The sequence below is a fragment of the Paracidovorax valerianellae genome (assembly GCF_900102625.1).
GTDB classification, from domain to species: Bacteria; Pseudomonadota; Gammaproteobacteria; order Burkholderiales; family Burkholderiaceae_C; genus Paracidovorax; species Paracidovorax valerianellae.
Map to the genome: position 1 here is coordinate 223,676 of NZ_FMZC01000003.1, position 20,200 is coordinate 243,875.

Here is a 20,200-nt window from a genome sequence, read left to right on the forward strand (position 1 = left end):
TTTTGCACGGGCTACGTGTCGTCCCGCGCCGCGGCATGCGCCTTCTTCGCTGTGCCCTGTCTCTACCCAACCCAAGGCCCCCGCTTGGGCCCTGTGGGGGCCTGCCAGCGGCTCCCTGCCCGACGCTCAGGTGGTCCTGCTGATGGAGATGGTGGGGAATTTGGACGAGAAGTCCTTGGCCTGCTGCGCCACCTTCACCGCGATGTCGCGCGCCATCTTCTTGTAGAGGCGGGCCACCTCTCCATCGGGGTCGGCGACCACGGTGGGGGCGCCGTTATCGGCCTGCAGGCGGATCTGCATGTCCAGCGGCAGCGCGCCCAGGTAATCCATGCCGTATTCGGCCGCCATGCGCTGGCCGCCGCCTTCGCCGAAGATGTGCTCGGCGTGGCCGCACTGGCTGCACACGTGCACCGCCATGTTCTCGACGATGCCCAGGATGGGCACGCCCACCTTCTCGAACATCTTGATGCCCTTCTTGGCATCGAGCAGGGCGATGTCCTGCGGCGTGGTGACGATCACCGCGCCCGTCATCGGCACGCGCTGGCTCAGGGTCAGCTGGATGTCGCCGGTGCCGGGCGGCATGTCCACGATGAGGTAATCGAGGTCCTGCCAGTTCGTCTGGCGCAGCAGTTGCTCCAGCGCCTGCGTGGCCATGGGGCCGCGCCAGATCATGGCCTGGTCGGCATCGACCAGAAAGCCGATCGACATCACCTGCACGCCATGGTTGCGCAGGGGCTCCATGGTCTTGCCGTCGGCGCTTTCGGGTTTGCCGGCGATGCCCAGCATCATGGGCTGGCTGGGTCCGTAGATGTCGGCGTCCAGCACGCCCACGCTGGCACCTTCGGCGGCGAGGGCCAGGGCCAGGTTGGCGGCCGTGGTGCTCTTGCCCACGCCGCCCTTGCCCGACGCCACGGCGATGATGTTCTTGACCTGGGGCAGCAGTTGCACGCCGCGCTGCACCGCATGGGCCACCACCTGGCTGGTGATGCGCACGGTGACCTGCTCCACCCCGGGCACGGCCTTGGCCGCCGCGATGCACTGGCGCTCCAGCTCGGGCACCAGGCTCTTGGCGGGGTAGCCCAGTTCCACGTCGAACGCCACATCGCCGCCCGTGATGCGCACATTGCGCACCGCGCGCGCGCTGACGAAATCCTTGCCCGTGTGCGGATCGCTTACGCTTGCGAGCGCCGCCAAAAGCGCCTGTTCTGTGACTGCCATGCCAATAACTCCTAAGGGGGCCGGTAGTCTATTCCCTGATCCGGCAACCCCGCAGGGGCGGGGACAATGCGCCGTCCCGCGACGCTCGACCGTACGCACGCAATCAACCGCTTCAGCACAAGGATTCCCGTGAAATTCAAGATGGCCCCCAACTCCCTGTTCGCGATCCTGCTGCGCTCGCCGTGGTGGGTCAGCTGGTCGGTGGCCGGGTTGATCGCGCTGGTGTGCGGGGCCTTGCTGCCCTCGCACATCGCACCGTATGCCGCGGTGGGCGCGATGCCGATCTTCGGCGTGGGCTGCCTGGCCGCATGGCGTCAGTGGCGCGCCCCCAGCAGCGCCAAGGTGCAAGCCGTGCTCGCACAGGCGGCCGACATGCCCTGGCGCACCTTCGCCAACGCGCTGGAACGCGCCTGGCAGGCCGAGGGCTATGCCGTGCGCCGCCTGACCGGCCTGCAGGCGGACCTCTGCCTGGAAAAGGCCGGGCAGGTGACGCTGGTCAGCGCCCGCCGCTGGAAAGCCGCCACCCATGGCGTCGAACCCCTGCGCGACCTGCACGCCGCCGCCCAGGCGCAGGACGCCCAGGGCAGCGCCTACATCGCACTGCAGGGCACGGTGAGCGACAACGCCCGCAGCTACGCCCGCGAGCACGGCATCGCCTTGATCGAGGCCGACGCCCTGGCCACCCTGCTTTTGAAGGCGCCGCCACCCGCCGCCTGAGCCCTCTTACCGACAAGGCCCGCCATGCCCTTTTCTGCCGCACCACCCTCCGCCCCGGCGCCCTCCCGCCCCATCGGCCTGGTGCTCACCGGCGGCGGGGCCCGCGCGGCCTACCAGGTCGGCGTGCTGGAGGCGATCTCAGACCTGCGCATGGCCTGCGGCGCAGGCCGAGAGCCCAACCCGTTTCCGATCATCACGGGCACCTCGGCCGGGGCGATCAACGCGGCGGCCCTGGCATGCGGCGCGGACCATTTCGACCGGGCCGTGCGACGCATCGCCCGTGTGTGGCGCCACTTCCACGCGCACCAGGTCTACCGCGCCGACTCGCTGAGCGTGATGCGCAGCGGCGCGGGCTGGCTCACGCTGATGTCGCTGGGCTGGCTGCTCGCGCGCTGGCGGCGCATGCGGCCGCGCTCGCTGCTGGACAACAGCCCCCTCACCGGCCTGCTGACGCAACTGGTGCCGCTGGTACGCCTGCCCAAGCTGATCCGCCAGGGGCATCTGCAGGCCCTGGCCATCACCGCGTCGAGCTACAGCTCGGGCGAGCACGTGACCTTTTTCGAAGCGGCGCAGGCCCAGCAGCCGTGGGTGCGCTCGCAGCGCAAGGCCACGCGCGACCGCATCACGCACGAACACCTGCTGGCTTCGTCGGCCATTCCGTTCGTGTTTCCGGCCACCGCCCTGGGCATCGACGGCCATACCGAATATTTCGGCGACGGCTCGATGCGGCAGTCCGCCCCCATCGCACCGGCCATCCACCTGGGGGCCGAACGCATCCTGGTGGTGGGCGCGGGCCGCATGCACGAGCCGGCCGGCGAGGCGCAGCACAGCGATTCGCCCGCCTACCCGTCGCTCGCGCAGATCGCCGGCCACACGCTGTCCAACATCTTTCTGGATGCGCTGTCGGTCGATGTGGAGCGGGCCCAGCGCATCAACCAGACGCTCGCGCTGATCCCGCCCGAGGTGCGCGCCCACAGCACGCTGCGCCCGCTGGAGCTGCTGGTGATCGCGCCATCGCAGCGGCTGGACGCCGTGGCCGCCCGCTACGTGGGCGAGCTGCCCCGGCCCATCCGCACCTTGCTGGGCGGGCTGGGCGTGACCTCCAACATGCAGGACGTGCGCGGGGCGGCGCTGGCCAGCTACCTGCTTTTCGAAGCCGGCTACACCCGCGAACTCATGGCCCTCGGCCGCGCGGACACGCTGGCGCGCCGGGCCGAGATCTGCCGCTTCTTCGGCTGGTCCGACGCGGGCAATGCCCTGCGGGCGCCCGCCGAATAAGTCGTAGGGTTGGGCCCACTGGGTGTGGCCCTGACCGCAGCACGGCAGAGGGCGAGCAGCACCGGCCGGGAGGCAGGGCATGGGGCAAGCGCCTAAAATCCGCGGCTTGGCCGCCTTCCGCGGCCCCTTTCGAACGCCCGCACCCGATGACCGCACGCAAGATCTTCGTCACCACCGCCCTGCCGTATGCCAACGGCAACTTCCACATCGGCCACATCATGGAATACATCCAGGCCGACATCTGGGTGCGCTTTCAGCGCATGCAGGGTGCCCAGGTGAACTTCGTGGGCGCGGACGACGCCCACGGCGCGCCGATCATGATCGCGGCCGAAAAGGCCGGCAAGACGCCCCAGCAGTTCGTGGCCGACATCGCCGCGGGCCGCAAGCCCTACCTGGACGGCTTTCACATCGCGTTCGACAACTGGCACAACACCGACGCCCCTGAAAACCACGCGCTCGCCCAGCAGATCTACCGCGACCTCAAGGCCAACGGCCTGATCGAAACCCGCACCATCGAGCAGTTCTTCGACCCCGAGAAGAACATGTTCCTGCCCGACCGCTTCATCAAGGGCGAATGCCCCCGCTGCCACGCCAAGGACCAGTACGGCGACAACTGCGAGAACTGCGGCGCCGTTTATGCGCCCACCGACCTCATCAACCCCTTCTCGGCACTGTCGGGCGCCAAGCCGGTGCTGAAAAGCTCGGAGCATTTCTTCTTCAAGCTCTCCGACCCGCGCTGCGTCGAGTTTTTGCAGGAATGGACGCAAAACGGCGTGCACGTGCAGCCCGAGGTGGCCAACAAGGTCAAGGAATGGTTCACCGTGCGCACCAACCCGGACGGCAGCACCAGCGAAGGCCTGGGCGACTGGGACATCAGCCGCGACGCGCCTTACTTCGGCATCGAGATTCCCGATGCGCCGGGCAAATACTTCTACGTGTGGCTCGACGCGCCCGTGGGCTACCTCGCCTCGCTCAAGAACCTGCTGGAAAAGCGCGGCGAAGACTACGAGGCCTACATGGCCGATCCGCTGCTGGAGCAGTACCACTTCATCGGCAAGGACATCGTCACCTTCCACACGCTGTTCTGGCCCGCCATGCTGAAGTTCAGCGGCCGCAAGACGCCCGACAAGATCTGCGTGCACGGCTTTCTCACCGTGAACAACGGCGAGAAGATGAGCAAGAGCCGCGGCACCGGCCTCGACCCGCTCAAGTACCTGGGCCTGTCGATGAACCCCGAGTGGCTGCGCTACTACATCGCCGCCAAGCTCAACGGCCGCAACGAAGACATCGACTTCAACCCCGAAGACTTCATGGCCCGGGTCAACAGCGACCTGATCGGCAAGTTCGTCAACATCGCATCGCGCGCGGCCGGCTTCATCGCCAAGCGCTTCGGCGGACAGCTGGGCACCATGAGCGGCGACGGCCAGGCGCTGCTGGCCACGCTGTCGGGCCAGGCCGGCACCATCGCCGAAGCCCTGGAAAAGCGCGACACCGCTCGCGCCCTGCGCGAAGTCATGCTGCTGGCCGACCGCGTGAACGAATACGTGGACGCCAACAAGCCCTGGGAACTGGCCAAGCAGGAAGGCATGGACGCGCGCCTGCAAGACGTATGCACGACCTGCATCGAAGCCTTCCGTTTGCTCACCGTCTACCTCAAGCCCGTCCTGCCGGCGCTGGCCGCCCAGGTCGAAGCCTTCCTGAACGTGGCGCCGCTCACCTCGGCCGATGCGCAGACCCTGCTGGGCGCCGGCCACGCCATCGGCGCCTACCAGCACCTGATGCAGCGCGTGGACGTGAAGCAACTCGACGCCCTGTTCGAGCCACCCGCCGCCCCCGAGCCCGAAAAGACCGTGCCCGGTGGTGAAGAAATCGCCCCCACCATCACCATCGACGACTTCGCCAAGATCGACCTGCGCATCGCCCAGATCGTGAACTGCGAGCCGGTCGAAGGCTCGACCAAGCTGCTGCGCCTCACGCTCGACGTGGGCGAAGGCCACCACCGCAACGTCTTCAGCGGTATCGCCAGCGCCTACCAGCCCGCTGACCTGGTGGGCAAGCTCACCGTGATGGTGGCCAACCTCGCCCCGCGCAAGATGAAGTTCGGCATCAGCGAAGGCATGGTGCTGGCCGCGAGCCACGGCGATGAAAAAGCCCACCCCGGCATCCACGTGCTGGAACCGTGGCCAGGCGCGACGCCCGGCATGCGCGTGCGCTGAGCGGGTTTTAGCCACTCGCTGTTTTGTGAGGTGCTCACCGCGGACTTCGCGGATGGGCACGTGTGGCTTTGAACGCCTGCATCCTTAACAATCGGTTAATAAATAAATGGCTCGATAGTTAAATTTGAGCCCATCCGCGTTTAGCATTCACCCCCAACAAAAACACAATCTCGAGGGGGATTGAATGAGCGCGAATTGGCGGCGCTCTGATTGCGTATTCAATGGCTGCGGGCGTCGCCGGATCGGCTACGACAGTGGCGGTGCTTCCACTGGTCGTGATGGCCGTCTTTGCTGTTGGCATGGGCATCGGGTTGAATGCTGTTGATCGACACTACGGTGTGAAGGACAAGGTGATTGCTGCCCTCAAATTGCTTCCTGAACACACCGCTCAAGGTATCTACTACATCGATACGAAATCCCAGTCATGGCAAAACGAACTCAGCGATGCAATGACGCAGAAAAAGACGCAAATGGGCCGTGCCATTGACCAAGGGGTAAGGGACTGGCTCTGTCGAATTTCTTGCGTTCGATATTGAGCAATACCCTCTTCATACATGTTCGACGTTAAAAAAGTCCGGGCCACTTTGCTGTGGGCAATTCCTCTTTACCTTGGACTCATGGCAGGCTCATGCCTACTGATCCGCTACGAGATCATCCCGACCATTGTCAGTGTCGCTACCTTGGCACCTGCGGTACGGATCGCCCCTGCCGCCCTCCTTGCCCCATTCATTGCGCTCATCTGCGCTGTGGCACTCATCCTGGGAACCATGCGCGCAGTTCCCTGCAGCGACGAGTCCATCAAGCCGATTGAGCGTTTTTTCACGATCGTGGTGCTGTCGAGCGGCGTAGCCTTGTTGCTCATTCCCGTGACCTCTTTGGTCTTGCGCTTCTATATGCCCAACTTGGGCTACTCGATTTGTTCGGACTTAAAGGACAACCCCACGATGTGGTTCACGGACTGGGTCCGTGATCCCACTTGGTGCGTCAGAGGCCAGAGCCTGGAGTGGGTGAACGAGCAGGGGCGCGCGGCCGCGCCCCCAGGCACGCCATAGGTGCGGCCGCTACCACACGAGTTCATTCGCTATTAATTAAATAGCTGCATACCGGCGCACTGACTGCCCTACCAACTGATTTTGCGGATTCAGTTCCTGAGGTTCTAGCCGCGCATAGAAATCAAAAAAATATGTTCGATGTGAAAAAAGTTCGACGGACGCTCATCTGGAGCACCCCACTTTTTTTAGGAATAGCGGCAAGCTGCGTCCTTGTGACCTGGTACGCACTCATTCCCGCAGTTCAGGGGGTTGCTTCGTTGGCCCCAGCGGTTCGGATCGCTCCTGCCGCACAGTTGACGCCTTTCACGGCCTTCACCTGCCTCATGGTGATCGCGATGGGCGCGATGCGCGCCATCCCCACCAGCGACAGCGGGATCAAGAAATTCGAGCGGTTTCTCACCTACACCGTGCTGCTCAACACTCTGGTCTTGGTGCTGATCCCCGTCACCTCAGTGGCGCAGCGCTTCTACATGCCCAGTGTTGGCTATTCGATGTGCTCAGAGCTGCAGGGCAACCCCACCATGTGGTTCACCGATTGGGTTCGCGATCCTGCGTGGTGCGTCAAAGGCAAGAGCCTGGAGTGGGTGAACGAGCAGAGGCGTTAAAGCAATGCATCACCGTGCATTGAATAGCGAAGTTTGCTTTCTCGATGGCCGCTGGTTTTTTTCAGGCAGGGTATCCGCTGCTGACAAGGCCTCACCGGTATCTTCAAAGGCAATGGCAGAGCCGGCTTAGCCGCCTCGAAGATCAATGCCCCACGTACCTTCCCGGCCGGTGGCTGATCCACAAGAACCCACTCATCACCACCACGGCCAGCACGGAATACGCCACCCGTTCGATGGGCACGATGACCAGCGCCAGTAGCACCACGGTGCAGTCGATCGCCATCTGCACCTTGCCGGCGCGCATGCCATAGCGCTGCTGCAGGTACAGCGACACGATGGTGGCGCCGCCCAGGCTGGATTTGTGGCGGGCGAGGAACAGGCAGCCGGTGCCCAGCAGCAGCCCGCCCAGCACGGCGGCGAACAGCGGGTTCAGGTAGTCCACGTGCATGACGTGCGGGAACAGCTCGGTCAGCACCGACAGCAGCGCCACTGAGAGAAAAGTCTTGATCGTGAATTCGCGCCCCATGCGCGTCCAGGCGAACCAGTAGAACGGCAGGTTGATGGCGAAGAACAGCTTGCCGAACGAGATGTCGGTCACGTAATGCAGCAAGAAGGCGATGCCCGCCGTGCTGCCGATGAGCAGCCCCGCCTGGCCGAAGAGCATGAGCGCCATGGCCACGAACAGGGTGCCGGCGAAGAGCGCCTGCACGTCTTCGTAATGGCCGTGGCGCAGCGACCCCATGGGGTAGAGCGGCGGTGACGCCGGCGGCGCAGCCGCGGGCGCGGGCGCAGGGGGTGGCAGGGGTTCTTCGGGCATGGCGGTGCGATGGGTGTCACAGGCTACTCCAACTCCACGAGCCCATGCAAACAACGCGCCAGGGGCACGACCATGCGGCCTGTCCCCTTGCCTACGGCCGTCTCGATTACCGGCCGTCGCGGATCTCGACCGCGCTGCCGCTGCGCAGCACCCGGCCCTGCGGGTCGAAATAGACGGTGAAGATCATGGGCTGGTTGCCGCCGTCGTTCCAGCGCCAGTCCCAGGCGGTTTCGCCCTTGCGTTCGTAGGTGACGGCCTTCATGGGCTTGCCCAGGCGGCGGCGCACGTCTTCCATGGCCATGCCGGGCACGATCTGCTCGAAGTTGTGCGGCGCGAGCACCTGGCGCAGCGAGCTCATGCGGCCGTCGGGGCCGATGGTGATCATGTAGTTCTGGTGGCCGGCCGGCTGGCGGTTGTATTCGAAGGTGCGGGCGCCGCCGGGTTCGTCCCACACCCGCTCGGGCTCGCCGAAGCGGGAGCGCACGTCAGCCTCGGTCGAGCTGCCCTCTTCCAGTTCGCTGATGCGCTGCGGGTCGCAGCCGGCCAGCAGCGCGGCCATGGTGCCGAGCGCGCAGGCGAGGCCGGCGGCGCGCAGCGCCCGGGCCACCGGGGCGCTTAATCGGGGGGTGTTCATCAAGGGCCTTTCTGACGGGATTCGGGCTTGGCACTGTAGCGCGCCGGCAGCGCGGCGCGGGCCTTGGGCGGCGCCCGGTAAAATCGCCGCCTCCCTACAGTGACTGCACCCACCGCCATGTCTTTCTTTCGCCGCCCCGACTACCAGTCCGACACCACCCAGTTCATCAACCAGCTCAAGACCGAGAAGCCCGAACTGGATGCGCAGCAGCAGGCCGGCCGCGCGCTGCTGTGGGACAAGCGGGTGGACCGCAACATCTGGGGCGAATACGACGAGGCCAGCGTGCCGCAAAAGCCCTACGTCTATCAGACCCAAGGCTGAACACCAGGCATCAAAATGCCCTCCAGCGCAATAGCACCTAGCGCTGGTAGCTATATTTTTAATAGCAAACGATGAGCACTGCCGCGGACACGGCGCCCGCGCACTCCCTGGCCGCCGAGGGCGCCTCCCCCCAGGTCGTGGATGCCGTGGCGCTGGCGCGCCTGTACGGCGAGCCGCTGTTCGCGCTGCCCACCGACCTGTACATCCCGCCCGATGCGCTGGAGGTGTTCCTCGAAGCCTTCGAGGGGCCGCTGGATCTGCTGCTGTACCTGATCCGCAAGCAGAACTTCAACATCCTCGACATTCCGATGGTGGGCGTCACGCGCCAATACCTGGTGTACGTGGACGAAATCCGCAGCCGCAACCTGGAACTGGCGGCCGAGTACCTGCTGATGGCGGCCATGCTCATCGAGATCAAGTCGCGCATGCTGCTGCCGCCCAAGAAGCAGGAAGGCAGCGCCGAACCCGAAGACCCGCGCGCCGAACTCGTGCGCCGCCTGCTCGAATACGAGCAGATCAAGCTGGCTGCCGCCGGCCTGTCGCGCCTGCCGCAGTACGGGCGCGACTTCCTGCGGGCGCAGGTGCACATCGAGCAAAGCCTGCAGCCGCGCTTTCCCGACGTGCACGTGGCCGACCTGCAGGAGGCCTGGCGCGACATTCTGCGGCGCGCCAAGCTGGTGCAGCACCACCGCATCACCCGCGAGGAACTCAGCGTGCGCGAATACATGAGCGCGGTGCTCAAGACGCTGCAAGGCCGGCGCTTCGTGGAGTTCGAAGAACTGTTCGAGCCCGAAAAAGGCAGCACCGTGCTGGTGGTGACCTTCATCGCGCTGCTGGAGCTGGCCAAGGAAACCCTGATCGAGATCACCCAGGCCGAGGCATTCGCGCCCATCTACGTGCGCCTGGCCTATACGCCGGTCTGAGCCAGCGCCCCTTTCAACGCCGTGGCCCGGGGCCGTGGCCTTCACGCCCACGCGCCCACACGCCCACACGCCCACACGCCCGAACCGCTCACGAGCCACACCATGCCATCGCACGATTTCGACGTCCTCATCATCGGCAGCGGGCTGGCCGGCCTGTCGGCCGCACTGCACCTGGCGCCCACGCACCGCGTCGCGGTGATCACCAAGCGCGCCCTGCAGGACGGCGCCAGCGCCTGGGCCCAGGGCGGCATCGCCGCGGTGCTGGCCGAGGGCGATACCTACGACGCCCACGTGCAGGACACGCTGGTGGCCGGCGCCGGCCTGTGCGATCTGGCAGCCACCCGCTTCGTGGTGGAGAACGCGCCCGAGGCCATCCGCTGGCTGCAGGACCTGGGCGTGCCGTTCTCGCAGGAAGACGGCGCGCTGCACCTCACGCGCGAGGGCGGCCATGGTGCGCGCCGCATCGTGCACGCCACCGATGCCACTGGCGCCGCAGTGCAGCGCACCTTGATCGACACCGTGCGCGCCACGCCGGGCATCACGCTCTTCGAGCAGCACACGCTGGTGGACCTGATCACCCCGCACAAGCTGCGCCGGGGCGGGCCGCAGCGCTGCCTGGGGCTATATGCGCTCGATGAGGGCACCGACGAGGTCGTCACCTTCCGCGCGCCGCAGACCATTCTGGCCACGGGCGGCGCGGGCAAGGTGTACCTGTACACCACCAACCCCGACACGGCCACGGGCGACGGCATCGCCGCAGCCTGGCGCGCGGGCTGCCGCGTGTCCAACCTGGAGTTCATCCAGTTCCACCCGACCTGCCTGTACCACCCGCATGCCAAGTCGTTCCTGATCACCGAAGCGGTGCGCGGCGAAGGCGGGCGGCTCAAGCTGCCCGAATCGGCCGGCGGCACGCGCTTCATGCCGCAGCACGATGCCCGCGCCGAACTGGCCCCGCGCGACGTGGTGGCCCGCGCCATCGACTACGAGATGAAGCGGCACGGCCTCGATTGCGTGCACCTCGATATTTCGCACCAGAGCCCGGTGTTCATTCAGGAGCACTTTCCCAACATCCTGGCGCGCTGCGCCGAGCTGGGCCTGGACATCACGAAAGAGCCCATTCCCGTGGTGCCGGCCGCGCACTACACCTGCGGCGGCGTGCTCACCGACCTGGCCGGCCGCACCGACCTGCCCGGCCTCTTCGCCATCGGCGAAACGGCGTGCACCGGCCTGCACGGCGCCAACCGGCTGGCCAGCAACTCGCTGGTGGAATGCATGGTCTTCGCGCGCGCGGCAGCGCAGGCCATCGCCGCCACCGAAGCCGACCCGGTGCCCGACGTGCCGCCGTGGGACGACAGCCAGGTGACCGATGCCGACGAATGCGTGGTCATCTCGCACAACTGGGACGAACTGCGCCGCTTCATGTGGGACTACGTGGGCATCGTGCGAACCAACAAGCGCCTGGAGCGTGCGGCGCACCGCATCACGCTGCTGCAGGCCGAGATCGAAGAGTTCTACGCCAACTTCCACGTCACGCGCGACCTGCTGGAGCTGCGCAACCTGGTGCAGGTGGCCGAGCTGATCGTGCGCTCGGCCCAGATGCGCCGCGAAAGCCGGGGCCTGCACTACAGCCGCGACTACCCCGAGCGGGCCGCTCCGGCCGCGCCGACCATTCTGGTTCCGCCGATCCGCTGAGCCCCTGCCATGCCACGCGCCCTGCCCCAAGCCCCCGAACGGAATGCACCACCGATGACGATGACCCAAGACCCTCTCGTCGCCCGCAGCCTGGCCAGCGTCTGGCACCCGTGCACGCAGATGAAGCGCCACGAAGCCGACCCGCCCGTGGCCATCGCCAGCGCCAGCGGGCCGTGGCTGCACGGCACCGACGGGCGGCGCTACCTGGACGGCATCAGCTCGTGGTGGGTCAACCTGTTCGGCCACAGCCACCCGCACATCCAGGCCGCGCTGGCCGACCAGCTCGCGCGGCTGGACCACGTGATGCTGGCGGGCTTCACGCATGCGCCGGTGGTGGAACTGTCCGAGCGCCTGGGCGCCCTCACCGGCCTGGGCCATGCCTTCTACGGCAGCGACGGCGCGGCGGCGACCGAGATCGCCCTCAAGATGAGCGCGCACTACTGGCGCAACGCGGGCCGCCCCGGCAAGAGCCGCTTCGTGGGCCTGGCGGGTGGTTACCACGGCGAAACCGTGGGTGCCCTGGCCGTGACCGACATCGCGCTGTTTCGCGAGGCCTACGCCCCGCTCGTGCGCCTGGCGGACACGGTGCCCAGCCCCGACGCACGCGGTGCGCAGCCCGGCGAGAGCGCGCTGGATGTGGCCCGGCGCGCGGCCGCGGCACTGGGCCGCTGGCTGGCCGAACACCACGACACCACCGCCGCGCTGATCGTCGAGCCGCTGGTGCAATGCGCCGCCGGCATGGCCATGCACGATGCCGAATACCTGCGCCAGGCCCGCGCGCTGTGCGACCGCTACGGCGTGCACCTGGTGGTGGACGAGATCGCCACCGGCTTCGGCCGCACCGGCACGATGTTCGCGCACCAGCAGGCCGGCATCCGGCCCGACTTCATCTGCCTGTCCAAGGGCCTCACGGGCGGCACGCTGCCGCTGTCGGCCGTGCTCACCACCGAGGCCGTATACGCGGCGTTCTACGACGACGACGTGGCGCGCGGCTTCTTGCATTCGCACTCCTACACCGGCAACCCGCTGGCCTGCCGCGCGGCGCTGGCGACGCTGGAGCTGTTCGACCAGCTCGACCCGCTCGCCACCAACGCGGCGCTGGCGCACCGCATCGACGCGGCCTGCGCGCCCATCACGCAGCACCCGCGCGTGCGCCACGCCCGCCGGCTGGGCATGGTGTGGGCGTGGGACATCGACACCGCCCTGCCCGACTTCTCGCGCCGCTACCACCGCCACGCCATGGCGCGTGGCCTGGTGCTGCGCCCCATCGGCAAAACGCTCTATGCGATGCCGCCCTATGTACTGGACGACGAAGCCGTGCAGCACCTGGGCGAGGCCGCCTTCGCCGCACTGCAGGCCACGCTGGCCGAGGAGCCCGCTGCATGACAACGACCCCGAAGTTCGCCTGCTTCGTCACCGGCACCGACACCGGCGTGGGCAAGACGCTGGCCTCGGCCGGCCTGCTGCACGCCCTGGCGCGCCACCACGCGCGCGTCGTGGGCATGAAGCCCATCGCCGCCGGCGCCGAATGGCACGATGGCGCGCTCGCCAATGAAGACGCCTTGGCCCTGCGCGCGGCCTCCACCATCGCGGTGCCGCCCGGGCTCGATAACCCCGTGCTGCTGCCCGACCCGCTTTCGCCCCACATCGCCGCCGTGCGCGCCGGCACGCGCATCGACATCGCCCACATCGTGCGCAGCTACGAAGCGCTGGCCGCGCTGGCCGATGCGGTCGTCGTCGAAGGCGCGGGCGGCTTTCACGTGCCGCTGTCCGACACCGAGACCGGCGCCGACCTGGCGCAGGCGCTGGGCCTGCCCGTGGTGCTGGTGGTGGGGCTGCGCCTGGGCTGCCTGAACCATGCGGCGCTCACCGCCGACGCCGTGCGCGCCCGCGGCCTGACGCTGGCCGGCTGGATTGCCAACCGGATCGATCCGCACATGCTGGCGCCGCAAGAAAACCTCGACTGGCTCGCGCAGCGCCTGGGCGCCCCGCTGCTGGCCGACCTACCCCACCAGGCCGTGCCGGACGCCCGCGCGCTGCCCTTTCACCTTCCCGCCGCATGGACGACCCGATGAGCCCCCGCACCGAAGCCTCCTGGCTCGACGAATTCCCGGCGCGCATCGCCGCGCTCGATGCCGCGCACCTTCGCCGCCAGCGCCGCGCCGTGGTGCCGGCCGGCGGCGCGCACCTGATGGTCGATGGCGTGCCCATGCTGGCCTTTTGCAGCAACGACTACCTGGGCCTGGCCGGCCACCCGGCGCTGGCCGAGGCCGCCTGCGCGGGCGCGCGCGAGTTCGGCGTGGGCTCGGGCGGCTCGCCGCTGGTGAGCGGCCACAGCGCGGCCAACGCCGCGCTGGAGGCCGACCTCGCCCGCTTCGTGGGTCTGCCGCGCGCGCTGTATTTCTATGCGGGCTACGCCACCAACGCCGGCATCGTGCCCGCGCTGGTGGGCGAAGGCGATGCGCTCTTTTCCGATGCGCTCAACCACGCCTGCCTGATCGACGGCGCCCGCCTGTCGCGCGCGCGCATCCACCGCTATCCGCACGCCGACCTGGCCGCGCTGGAAGCGGCGCTGGCCGCCAGCCCGGCCCGCCGCAAGCTCGTGATCACCGACGCCGTGTTCAGCATGGACGGCGACGTGGCCGACATTCCGGCGCTGCTGGCGCTGTGCGAGCGCCATGACGCGCTGCTGCTGCTGGACGATGCGCACGGCTTCGGCGTGCTCGGCCCGCAGGGGCGCGGCGCGCTGGCCGAGGCGGGCCTGGTCGGCGAACAGGCCTCGCGCCGCGTGCTCTACATGGCCACCCTGGGCAAGGCCGCGGGCGTGGCCGGCGCCTTCGTGGCGGGCGACGGCGCGCTGATCGAATGGCTGCTGCAAAAGACGCGCAGCTACATCTTCGCCACCGCCGCGCCACCGCTGCTGGCACGGGCGCTGCAGGCCAGCCTGGAACTGATCGAAGCCGAGGATTCGCGGCGCGAACACCTTGCGCGCCTCGTGCAGCGCCTGCGGGGCGGCCTCGCACCGCTGCTGCGGGGCACGCACTGGCAACTGGGCGAATCGCGCACGGCCGTGCAGGCGGTGGTGATCGGCGCCAACGACGAAGCCTTGGCCGCCATGGAGGGCCTGCGCCAGCGCGGCCTGTGGGTGCCCGCCATCCGCCCGCCCACCGTGCCCGAAGGCACGGCGCGCCTGCGCATCGCCCTGTCGGCCGCGCACACCGAAGCCGATGTGGACCGGCTGCTGCAGGCCCTGGCAGAACTCGCACCCGCCACCGTGGAGGCTCTGGCATGACCTACAGCGTCAAGGAAATTTTCTACACCCTGCAGGGCGAAGGCGGCCAGGCCGGCACGCCCGCGGTGTTCTGCCGCTTCGCCGGCTGCAACCTCTGGAGCGGCCGCGAGGAAGACCGCGCCACTGCCGTCTGCCGCTTCTGCGATACCGACTTCGTGGGCACCGACGGCACGCTGGGCGGCAAGTTCGCCACGGCCGACGCGCTGGCCGACGTGATCGCCGCGCAGTGGCCGGCGCACGATGCAGCGCACCGCCTGGTCGTGCTCACCGGCGGCGAACCGCTGCTGCAGGTGGATGCCGCCTTCATCGACGCCCTGCACGCAAGGCGCTTTCGCATCGCTGTGGAGAGCAACGGCACCGTGGCCGCGCCGCCCGGCATCGACTGGCTTTGCATCAGCCCCAAGGCCGGTGCGCCGTGGCTGCAGCAGAGTGGGCAAGAACTCAAGCTCGTGTGGCCGCAGCCCGGCTTCGACCTGGCGGCGCTGGAGGTACAGACCCAGTTCACGCACCGCTTCCTGCAGCCCATGGACGGGCCCGACCAGGCCGCCAACACCGAGCGCTGCATCGCCGCGTGCCTGGAGCGCCCCGCCTGGCGCCTGAGCCTGCAGACGCACAAGCTCACCGGCATCCGCTGAGCCGTTCTTCTTCCACGTTCTTTCCGCCCCGCTTTCGCAAAACTTGCCGACCATGCAGTTCACCGTCCACCAGCGCTTTTTCTTCGATGCCGCGCACACCCTGCAGCGCGAGATCGAGGCCGAAGGCAGCCGCCGCATCCACGGCCACACGTACCATGCCGAGGTGGCCGTCACCGGCCCGCGCGATGCCGCCACCGGCATGGTCATCGACCTGGGCCATCTGCGCGAGCGCCTGGCTGCCGTGCGCGAGCAGCTCGACCACCACTGGCTCGACGAGGTGCCCGGACTGGGCACGCCCACGCTGGAAAACCTGTGCCAGTTCATCGCCCAGGCTTTGCACGGCATGCAGCCGCCCGCCAGCCGCGTGCGCGTGTGGCGCGAGGCGCTGGGCGACGGCTGCGTGCTGGACCTGCCGGCGCCGGGCCCGGTGCGCTGAAGCGGCCCGGCCACCACGCCCACGCGACGCCCCGTTCCGAAGCGATTTCCTTTCCGTTCCCTCCATTCCTTTTCATCCAACCCTGCAGGAGACCCGCCATGCCCCACCTCGTCATCGAATACAGCCAGAACCTCGCCGGCCTGCCCGAAGCCCAGATGCTGGCGGAACTGAACCAGTCCCTCACCGCCAGCCCCGAGATCCAGAACGAGGCGGACCTGAAGTCCCGCTTTCTGCGCACCGACCGCTTCGAGATCGGCACCGCCCCCGCCGACCGCGCGTTCGTGCACGCCCAGCTGCGGCTGCTCTCCGGCCGCTCACCCGAGGCCAAGCAGGACCTCGGCGCCCGCGTCGTCGATGTGCTGCGCCGGCTCACGCCCCGCCCGAACGGCGTGATGGTGCAGCTCAGCGTGGAGATCGTGGACATGGACCGCGGCTCGTACGTGAAAGAGCGGCTCTGACCGCCCACGCCTTCAAAAAACCCTGCCCGATCTCGCTGGCGAGTCGGCAGCGGTCGATGAGACCCCGGCGCCGTTTTGTCTCGTACGGCAACCGGTGCCGGCAATGACGGGCGCCTGAGCATCCCCGTCAATACCCGGGCTGCCTGCGCCTGCGTGCCAGCCGTTGCCGCGCAGCTTCGCAAAACCGCAGAGGAGATTCGCGTTCCATCAAGCTTTCCATGGCGCACCTCGGATGATGAGCATCATTCGGAAACCAAGCCACAGGGCTGCCATGAGACCTCTACCCAACGCGATACCCGCCCGGCTCAGTCAGGTACGTCCTTCAGCGCTGCAGGCTGCGAAGCTGGCAGCCGCCCAGGCGGAAAAGCCCGCAGTCGGCACGTCCGAGTCACCCCTGGCAGGGCTGCTCAAGCCGCGGCCCAAGCTGGACAGCGCGTCCTCCTCGTTGCCGCCCCGAGTGCAGATCAAGCTCAGCAATGGGTCGAAAATTTCGCTGAACGATGCGTTGAAACTGCTGGCCACGGCTGCGAAACCGGGCGCTCCCGCGGCAGCCGGCGCCGCACCGGGACGCATCAGCGCCGCAGCGGTCATGCAGTCGGCCAAGCCGACCTCGCTGCTGACCAGCGGTGGGGCCGCAGCCACTGTATTGCCGCAGGCACGGCCGCCCCTGCCGATGCCAATGCCAATGCCGCAACCCAATGCATTGCACGCGGGCTTGCAAACGCAGGCCGCGCCACCGCCGCAGGCACCGCCGGAAGAGCCGGTGCTGGCGATGCCCTGGATGGGCCATCCGCAGCAGCCTCAAGCCGCGCCGCCCATGGCGTTTCATCCTGGCTTCCAGGCACCGCCGCAGACGGCACACCAGCCGCATCCGGCGCACCAACCACAAAACCCGCCTTTCACCGGTTTCGCCTCGCTGTTCCCGGGCGGCCCGCAGCCCGCTTTCGCACCCGTTCTTCAGCAACCACAGCACGGCTTGCAGGCCGCGCCCGGTAATTCGCCTTGGCCGCCCGCCGAGCACGCCGTCGGTCTGGCCTCGATGCTGCCGGGGGCCACCACGGCAGGCCCTGCGCCCTCGCAGGCCGTTCATGAAGCGCCGCAAATCTGGAATCCGGCGGGCCCGCCGACGCCCCATGTGGATCCGTTCGGAGACAAGCGCCTTTCGTCGAGCGCGGTGCCGCCCACCGCCAAGTTCCAACACAACGTTGCCCTCTTTGCCGAGTACGCCGGCGAGCACCTTCAAGGCAACAAGACGTGGGCGACCTCCGTCACCTATCTCAATGCAGAGCAACGGCAGCAATACAAGCTGACGGTGAAAGACGGGAAGATCTTCGACGCGGAGGGCAAGCCGTTCGACACCCGCAATGGAAAGACGGCCTGCTTCGGCGGGGGCGCGGGCAAGGCGATCTTCGTGATGGACCACGACGGCAACCTGTATGCGTCCAACTACCATGCGCCTGGCAAGTTCCACCATTCGAGCTTCCTGGCCGGCCAGCCGGTCGCGGGGGCGGGTGAGATCACGGTGCACAACGGCGAGATCCAGTCCCTGACGCGCAACAGCGGGCACTATCGCCCCAGTGCCGCCCAGCTGGAGCAAGTGGCCCATAGCCTCAGTTCCCAAGGGCTGAGCAATTTTGTGCTCGACCAGAAGATTCAGTAGCAGGAAAGAAAAATGGATACCGTCAAATTCCTTCGCATTCCCTTGAGCATGATCGACTACGTGGGCGACCTCGACGCTTTCCAGGGCCTGACCGCAGAACAGTTGGCTTCGCTGCCCGACGAATACACCCCCGACGAAACCGCCGGCATCGTCGCCAGCCTGCGGTTTGCCGCAGAGCACCCCGAATTCGACTTCGCTGCCCTGCTGCCAGGGATCAGCGCATCCAATGGCCAGATTCACGTGTTTCTCGTCAAGATCTATCGCTCGTTTCAGGAAGCGGGCTTGGCGCCGGCCTGAGCCGCTTTCCAGCATTCCTGGGCGGCAATCTCTGGACTTGTGGTCCTGCAGGCCTCCAGCGCAATGAATACGCCGGTGTATTGCTATCTAATTAATAGCGCCACCATCCAGCGGCAAACTTTTGAAAGGCTGTGGCGGCGCCTCAGCCCTGCAGCGTGGCGTCCAGCCAGCCCCGCAGGCTGTTCACGAAGGCCCAGGCCCGCACCTGGGGCACGTCTTCCAGGCGCAGCACGGCTTCGGTGACGCGGCCTTCGCGCAGCGCCACGGCGCGGCCTACGCCGGGCAGCAGGCCGCACGACAGCGGCGGCGTCACCCACTGGCCGTCGGCCCGCAGCGCTGCGATGCAGCCGCGCGTGCATTCGGTGATCTCGCCGGCCTCGTTCCACAGCAAGGTGTCGAACACGCCCTCGTCCTGGGACGCGAAGGCGTCGTAGTGCGCCCGGCGCGTCGTCTTGTGGCGCACGAATTCGCCGTGCGCGCCTTCCAGCGGGCGCGTAGCCAGTTGCAGGCGCACCGGGGTCGCGGTGGGTGCCATCGCCCAGGCTTCGGCGCGGGGCGTGCCTGCCGCGTCCAGCAGCAGGCGGGCACGCCACCGGCCGGCGGGGTGGGACCGGGCCAGCGTGTCCAGGCAGGTCTGCACGCGCGCCATGTCGAAGGCATGGCCGAAGTGCGCGGCCGAGGCGGCCAGCCGCGCCACGTGGTCGGCGCGGTGGCGCAGCACGCCGTCTTCCAGCGCCAGGGTTTCCAGCAAGTCGAACGGGGCGCTGGCGCGCTGCAGGAAGGCGCTCTTGTGCTGCCACTCCTGCCATTCCGCCGCGGCCTGGGCGCCGCTGGTGATGCCGCTGCCGATGCCGCACCGCGCCTGGTGGCCGCTCAGCACCACGGTGCGGATCGGCACGTTGAAGGTCGCGGCCACGGCGCCTTGGCCGTCCGGCCGCACGATGCCCACGGCGCCGCAGTACACGCCGCGCGCGTCGGGCTCCAGCGCGTGGATGGCCTGCATGGCCCGCACCTTGGGCGCGCCGGTGATGGAGCCGCAGGGGAAAAGCGCTGCGAACACGTCGGCCAGCGTGGTGCCGGCGCGCGTGCGGGCCTCGACGTCGGACGTCATCTGCCACACCGCGGGGAGCGCTTCGGTGTGGAACAGCGCCGGCACGCGCACGCTGTGCGGCTCGGCGATGCGCGACAGGTCGTTGCGCAGCAGGTCCACGATCATCACGTTCTCGGCGCGCTCCTTGGGCGAGGCGCGCAGCGCAGCGGCTTGCGCCGCATCGGCTTCGGCAGTGGCGCCGCGCGGGGCGGTGCCTTTCATGGGCCGCGCCAGCAGGCTGCCGCCGCGCCAGTCGAAGAACAGCTCGGGGGACACCGACAGCACCTGTTCGGCGCCGCTGTCGATGCAGGCCGCATAGCCGCCGGGCTGGGCACGCTGCAGGGCGGCGAACAGCGGCAGCGCGGCCGCAGGCCCTTCGCCCTGCGCCAGGCGGCCCCGGATGGGCGCGGTGTAGTTCACCTGGTAGTACTCGCCCGCGGCGATGGACTGGTGGATGGCGGCCACGGCGGCATCGAACGCCGCGCGCGGCGGGCGGGCGTGCCAGTCGATGGTGGGCGCGTCCGGCATGCCGGCGGCCGCCTCCGCTTCGGCGCCGGGCGCATCGGGCCAGGGCAGCGGGTGGTCGAACACGGCGAACCACGCCAGCGGGCCGTCGGCGGGATGGGTGCGCAGCGCCGCATCGAACGCGCTGGCGGCTTCGTAGCGCAGATAGCCGAGGCACCAGGCCCCCGCGCGCGCGGCCGCTTCGGCCGCGTCCAGCACGGCGCGCACTTCGTGCGGAGCGTGCGCCACCAGCACGCGGCGCGGCGTGCCGAACGCGTGGCGCAGGCGCGGGCCATGGCGATCGCGCGGGTCGGAGAAGTCGATCCTGAAATTCACGTCAAAACAGGCTGGCGCC

21 protein-coding genes are annotated in these 20,200 nt (G+C 68.2%); 17 read left to right on the forward strand and 4 right to left on the reverse strand.

Annotation, left to right across the window (positions count from 1 at the left end; genetic code table 11):
• Positions 1-126: 126 nt before the first annotated feature.
• Complete coding sequence (gene apbC, locus BLT03_RS06330; RefSeq protein ID WP_092741450.1) at positions 127-1,218, reverse strand: iron-sulfur cluster carrier protein ApbC; 1,092 nt, start codon at positions 1,216-1,218, stop codon at positions 127-129.
• A 141-nt stretch (positions 1,219-1,359) separates the two neighbouring features.
• On the opposite strand from apbC, the gene BLT03_RS06335 reads away from it, so the two are divergent.
• From BLT03_RS06335 to BLT03_RS06360, 6 genes are all read left to right on the forward strand, one after another.
• Positions 1,360-1,935 (forward strand): restriction endonuclease, encoded by a 576-nt coding sequence (locus BLT03_RS06335; protein WP_092741989.1) that lies wholly within the window; start codon positions 1,360-1,362, stop codon positions 1,933-1,935.
• 24 nt (positions 1,936-1,959) lie between these two features.
• Positions 1,960-3,213: a patatin-like phospholipase family protein gene (locus BLT03_RS06340; protein ID WP_092741452.1), complete on the forward strand. Its 1,254-nt coding sequence runs from the start codon at positions 1,960-1,962 to the stop codon at positions 3,211-3,213.
• A 146-nt stretch (positions 3,214-3,359) separates the two neighbouring features.
• Complete coding sequence (gene metG / locus BLT03_RS06345; RefSeq protein WP_092741454.1) at positions 3,360-5,429, forward strand: methionine--tRNA ligase; 2,070 nt, start codon at positions 3,360-3,362, stop codon at positions 5,427-5,429.
• A 221-nt stretch (positions 5,430-5,650) separates the two neighbouring features.
• Positions 5,651-5,965 carry a hypothetical protein gene (locus tag BLT03_RS06350; protein WP_092741456.1) on the forward strand — a complete coding sequence of 105 codons (315 nt, stop codon included), beginning with the start codon at positions 5,651-5,653 and terminating at the stop codon, positions 5,963-5,965.
• Between the two features lie 18 nt (positions 5,966-5,983).
• Complete coding sequence (locus tag BLT03_RS06355; RefSeq protein WP_092741458.1) at positions 5,984-6,481, forward strand: hypothetical protein; 498 nt, start codon at positions 5,984-5,986, stop codon at positions 6,479-6,481.
• Between the two features lie 131 nt (positions 6,482-6,612).
• Positions 6,613-7,086, forward strand: coding sequence for a hypothetical protein (locus tag BLT03_RS06360; protein WP_092741460.1), 474 nt, complete (start codon positions 6,613-6,615; stop codon positions 7,084-7,086).
• 142 nt (positions 7,087-7,228) lie between these two features.
• On the opposite strand, the gene BLT03_RS06365 is transcribed toward BLT03_RS06360, so the two are convergent.
• Together BLT03_RS06365 and BLT03_RS06370 are read right to left on the reverse strand one after the other, a co-directional pair.
• Positions 7,229-7,903, reverse strand: coding sequence for a YitT family protein (locus BLT03_RS06365; RefSeq protein WP_092741462.1), 675 nt, complete (start codon positions 7,901-7,903; stop codon positions 7,229-7,231).
• A gap of 106 nt (positions 7,904-8,009) precedes the next feature.
• Entirely contained in the window at positions 8,010-8,537 is a 528-nt protein-coding gene (locus tag BLT03_RS06370; protein WP_092741464.1) for an outer membrane protein assembly factor BamE, read from the reverse strand.
• 117 nt (positions 8,538-8,654) lie between these two features.
• Here BLT03_RS06370 and BLT03_RS06375 point away from each other — a divergent pair, with 117 nt between their 5' ends.
• The 11 genes from BLT03_RS06375 to BLT03_RS06430 all read left to right on the forward strand — a co-directional run bounded on the left by BLT03_RS06375 (position 8,655) and on the right by BLT03_RS06430 (position 18,251).
• Positions 8,655-8,858: a DUF3460 family protein gene (locus tag BLT03_RS06375; RefSeq protein ID WP_092741466.1), complete on the forward strand. Its 204-nt coding sequence runs from the start codon at positions 8,655-8,657 to the stop codon at positions 8,856-8,858.
• Positions 8,859-8,929: 71 nt separating this feature from the next.
• The gene (locus BLT03_RS06380; RefSeq protein ID WP_092741468.1) at positions 8,930-9,781 is read left to right on the forward strand and encodes a segregation and condensation protein A; all 852 of its coding nucleotides are present in this window, start codon (positions 8,930-8,932) and stop codon (positions 9,779-9,781) included.
• A gap of 102 nt (positions 9,782-9,883) precedes the next feature.
• Positions 9,884-11,473 (forward strand): L-aspartate oxidase, encoded by a 1,590-nt coding sequence (nadB, locus tag BLT03_RS06385; RefSeq protein ID WP_092741991.1) that lies wholly within the window; start codon positions 9,884-9,886, stop codon positions 11,471-11,473.
• A 60-nt stretch (positions 11,474-11,533) separates the two neighbouring features.
• A complete protein-coding gene (gene bioA / locus BLT03_RS06390; protein WP_092741993.1) occupies positions 11,534-12,859 on the forward strand; it encodes an adenosylmethionine--8-amino-7-oxononanoate transaminase in 1,326 nt (441 codons plus the stop codon).
• Positions 12,856-13,548, forward strand: coding sequence for a dethiobiotin synthase (bioD, locus tag BLT03_RS06395; RefSeq protein ID WP_092741470.1), 693 nt, complete (start codon positions 12,856-12,858; stop codon positions 13,546-13,548). The genes bioA and bioD overlap by 4 nt, the downstream gene beginning before the upstream one ends.
• A complete protein-coding gene (bioF, locus tag BLT03_RS06400; RefSeq protein WP_175537677.1) occupies positions 13,533-14,765 on the forward strand; it encodes an 8-amino-7-oxononanoate synthase in 1,233 nt (410 codons plus the stop codon). The genes bioD and bioF overlap by 16 nt, the downstream gene beginning before the upstream one ends.
• Positions 14,762-15,400, forward strand: a complete 639-nt coding sequence (gene queE, locus BLT03_RS06405; protein ID WP_092741472.1) for a 7-carboxy-7-deazaguanine synthase — start codon at positions 14,762-14,764, stop codon at positions 15,398-15,400. The genes bioF and queE overlap by 4 nt, the downstream gene beginning before the upstream one ends.
• Positions 15,401-15,452: 52 nt before the next feature.
• Positions 15,453-15,836: a 6-carboxytetrahydropterin synthase gene (locus BLT03_RS06410; RefSeq protein WP_092741474.1), complete on the forward strand. Its 384-nt coding sequence runs from the start codon at positions 15,453-15,455 to the stop codon at positions 15,834-15,836.
• Between the two features lie 98 nt (positions 15,837-15,934).
• Positions 15,935-16,294 carry a 5-carboxymethyl-2-hydroxymuconate Delta-isomerase gene (locus tag BLT03_RS06415; RefSeq protein WP_092741476.1) on the forward strand — a complete coding sequence of 120 codons (360 nt, stop codon included), beginning with the start codon at positions 15,935-15,937 and terminating at the stop codon, positions 16,292-16,294.
• 271 nt (positions 16,295-16,565) lie between these two features.
• A complete protein-coding gene (locus BLT03_RS06425; RefSeq protein ID WP_175537678.1) occupies positions 16,566-17,954 on the forward strand; it encodes an IQM protein middle domain-containing protein in 1,389 nt (462 codons plus the stop codon).
• 12 nt (positions 17,955-17,966) lie between these two features.
• Positions 17,967-18,251 (forward strand): hypothetical protein, encoded by a 285-nt coding sequence (locus tag BLT03_RS06430; RefSeq protein WP_092741482.1) that lies wholly within the window; start codon positions 17,967-17,969, stop codon positions 18,249-18,251.
• Positions 18,252-18,393: 142 nt separating this feature from the next.
• Here the strand turns inward: BLT03_RS06430 and pabB are convergent, their stop codons facing one another.
• Positions 18,394-20,181 (reverse strand): aminodeoxychorismate synthase component I, encoded by a 1,788-nt coding sequence (pabB, locus tag BLT03_RS06435; protein WP_092741484.1) that lies wholly within the window; start codon positions 20,179-20,181, stop codon positions 18,394-18,396.
• Positions 20,182-20,200 lie beyond the last annotated feature (19 nt).

Coding starts and splice junctions, on each gene's coding strand:
- apbC (WP_092741450.1), bottom strand. CDS start 1,218: ATGGCAGTCACAGAACAGGCGCTTTTGGCGGCGCTCGCAAGCGTAAGC.
- BLT03_RS06335 (WP_092741989.1), top strand. CDS start 1,360: ATGGCCCCCAACTCCCTGTTCGCGATCCTGCTGCGCTCGCCGTGGTGG.
- BLT03_RS06340 (WP_092741452.1), top strand. CDS start 1,960: ATGCCCTTTTCTGCCGCACCACCCTCCGCCCCGGCGCCCTCCCGCCCC.
- metG (WP_092741454.1), top strand. CDS start 3,360: ATGACCGCACGCAAGATCTTCGTCACCACCGCCCTGCCGTATGCCAAC.
- BLT03_RS06350 (WP_092741456.1), top strand. CDS start 5,651: ATGGCTGCGGGCGTCGCCGGATCGGCTACGACAGTGGCGGTGCTTCCA.
- BLT03_RS06355 (WP_092741458.1), top strand. CDS start 5,984: ATGTTCGACGTTAAAAAAGTCCGGGCCACTTTGCTGTGGGCAATTCCT.
- BLT03_RS06360 (WP_092741460.1), top strand. CDS start 6,613: ATGTTCGATGTGAAAAAAGTTCGACGGACGCTCATCTGGAGCACCCCA.
- BLT03_RS06365 (WP_092741462.1), bottom strand. CDS start 7,903: ATGCCCGAAGAACCCCTGCCACCCCCTGCGCCCGCGCCCGCGGCTGCG.
- BLT03_RS06370 (WP_092741464.1), bottom strand. CDS start 8,537: ATGAACACCCCCCGATTAAGCGCCCCGGTGGCCCGGGCGCTGCGCGCC.
- BLT03_RS06375 (WP_092741466.1), top strand. CDS start 8,655: ATGTCTTTCTTTCGCCGCCCCGACTACCAGTCCGACACCACCCAGTTC.
- BLT03_RS06380 (WP_092741468.1), top strand. CDS start 8,930: ATGAGCACTGCCGCGGACACGGCGCCCGCGCACTCCCTGGCCGCCGAG.
- nadB (WP_092741991.1), top strand. CDS start 9,884: ATGCCATCGCACGATTTCGACGTCCTCATCATCGGCAGCGGGCTGGCC.
- bioA (WP_092741993.1), top strand. CDS start 11,534: ATGACCCAAGACCCTCTCGTCGCCCGCAGCCTGGCCAGCGTCTGGCAC.
- bioD (WP_092741470.1), top strand. CDS start 12,856: ATGACAACGACCCCGAAGTTCGCCTGCTTCGTCACCGGCACCGACACC.
- bioF (WP_175537677.1), top strand. CDS start 13,533: ATGGACGACCCGATGAGCCCCCGCACCGAAGCCTCCTGGCTCGACGAA.
- queE (WP_092741472.1), top strand. CDS start 14,762: ATGACCTACAGCGTCAAGGAAATTTTCTACACCCTGCAGGGCGAAGGC.
- BLT03_RS06410 (WP_092741474.1), top strand. CDS start 15,453: ATGCAGTTCACCGTCCACCAGCGCTTTTTCTTCGATGCCGCGCACACC.
- BLT03_RS06415 (WP_092741476.1), top strand. CDS start 15,935: ATGCCCCACCTCGTCATCGAATACAGCCAGAACCTCGCCGGCCTGCCC.
- BLT03_RS06425 (WP_175537678.1), top strand. CDS start 16,566: ATGAGACCTCTACCCAACGCGATACCCGCCCGGCTCAGTCAGGTACGT.
- BLT03_RS06430 (WP_092741482.1), top strand. CDS start 17,967: ATGGATACCGTCAAATTCCTTCGCATTCCCTTGAGCATGATCGACTAC.